This is a genomic window from Paenibacillus plantiphilus (assembly GCF_927798095.1).
Classification (GTDB): Bacteria; Bacillota; Bacilli; order Paenibacillales; family Paenibacillaceae; genus Paenibacillus_Z; species Paenibacillus_Z plantiphilus.
Window position 1 is genome coordinate 1 of record NZ_CAKMMF010000069.1, and the last position, 1,721, is coordinate 1,721.

Below are 1,721 nucleotides of genomic sequence, written 5' to 3' on the forward strand. Positions count from 1 at the left end.
CTCTTTTAGTATATTGGTATTTTTATTAATAAAACGGGGTTAATTAGGTGATAAGCTGGCCAGCTATCATAAATTACAGTATTTAGGAGTGATTATATTGAAAAAAATGCTAGTATTTTCGTTGTCGGTTATATTGTTGTTTTCAATTTGTGGAACAGTTTTCGCAACAGAACAGAAAGGGGCAACTCAAGAAAGCAAAGTTGATTTACATCTAATAAAAAAAATTGATTCTTTCCTTCAACAAAGAGGAGAGCAGTTAAAAACTATGAAGATAGGGGGATTATTAACGAAGTATGACGAGGCTCTGGGCTTGATAAAATTAATGAAAGAGGTCCACTCTCAGGGCTTAGTCAATTATGAAACTAAATATTTAGTGAAGAAAACAGAAAGAACAGAGAGTTTAGCAATTGTAACAATTGAATTGTATCAAATATTTACTTGGGAAGGCACTGATGTTGTAACGGAATTTAAGGATGATGTGACCTTCTCAATCGATAGTAGTGATGAGATTTCTTCCATTAATATCCCACAATTATCAATTGATAGTGATCAAATTGTTTCTAATGGAAAGAGATTGAAGGAAGAAAAAGAATCTGAAAAAAGCCTATTGCAAGAAATGAATCAATCTAGTCCAATTCAGACTTTATCATCTTACACATTCAACAGAGGCGCGGTTAAAAATTATGTTGATACTTATTGGGATAACTACAATACAACATACTATGAGTACTCTAATGACTGCACGAATTTCGCGTCTCAAGCCATTCATGCCGGAGGAATACCAATGTATATCCATCCGGTAGGTGGAGGAGCAACGGATAATAATCCAAGTTGGTATTTGAATATCTATTCAAATGGTCTTTTAAGATCTGTTTCTTGGATTAATGTGGATTACCTTTTTGATTTGATGAGAAATTATAATACAATTGACGCAGAGGCTTCTAATCATGCTAGTATGCAGATTGGAGATATTATTCAGTATGATAGATCGTCAAATGGAACTGGGAAAGATCATACGGCGATCGTGTCTGAAATTTATTATGTTGTTATAAATGGGGTGTTGGATCGACGTGTAAGTGTGTCCTACCACACTACGGACCGCCATAATATTCCTTATGACTATTATGCGACTCAAAACCCTACGACTACTATTTATTATACACACATTAAAGATACTCAAAACTAATTCAGTAGTAATAAGTTATAAACCAAGTCATATACTAGACTTGGTTTATAACTTTATCGATGGAGGTAATTATATTGCATCGTAAGAGAAGGAGAAGGCTTGTCGGGATAAGTCTGGCGTCGTTAGTTATACTTCTTTGGATTTCCAGTTTTTTTTCACCTGAATTAGCGGTTAGAAGATATGTCATGCTTCATATGCAGCCTATCAAGAGTATAACTGTAGAAATAAAAGATAAAGAAAGGCATGATGATCAGCATGGATATCTTTATGAAGTAATTGGTTATAAGGACATCCAGACGGGTGGTGATCTGGGCGTCTTTTATTTGAAAAAATATGGTCCGCTATGGTATGTATCAAGTGTGGGATCAGGTAATTGAAGACATTGTATGAGTAAACCAGTTGCTTGATAGCAACTGGTTTACTTGTTATGTGCGCCCAGCATGGGCGCTATCTCTAGGGTTCAAGTCCCGAATGGTGAAGGCAGTAGTAGCCATAGCTAAAGGCAAGGGTGTCCACCGTGAGGTGGGATCTGAAG

Annotated in this window: 2 protein-coding genes; both read left to right on the top strand. The window is 35.9% G+C overall.

What is annotated here, in order from left to right; all coding sequences use genetic code 11:
• The first annotated feature begins 106 nt into the window (after positions 1 to 106).
• Positions 107 to 1,186, top strand: coding sequence for an amidase domain-containing protein (locus L6H65_RS26345; protein ID WP_236347731.1), 1,080 nt, complete (start codon positions 107 to 109; stop codon positions 1,184 to 1,186).
• A gap of 74 nt (positions 1,187 to 1,260) precedes the next feature.
• Positions 1,261 to 1,563, top strand: coding sequence for a YjcN family protein (locus tag L6H65_RS26350; protein ID WP_236347728.1), 303 nt, complete (start codon positions 1,261 to 1,263; stop codon positions 1,561 to 1,563).
• Positions 1,564 to 1,721: the final 158 nt, after the last annotated feature.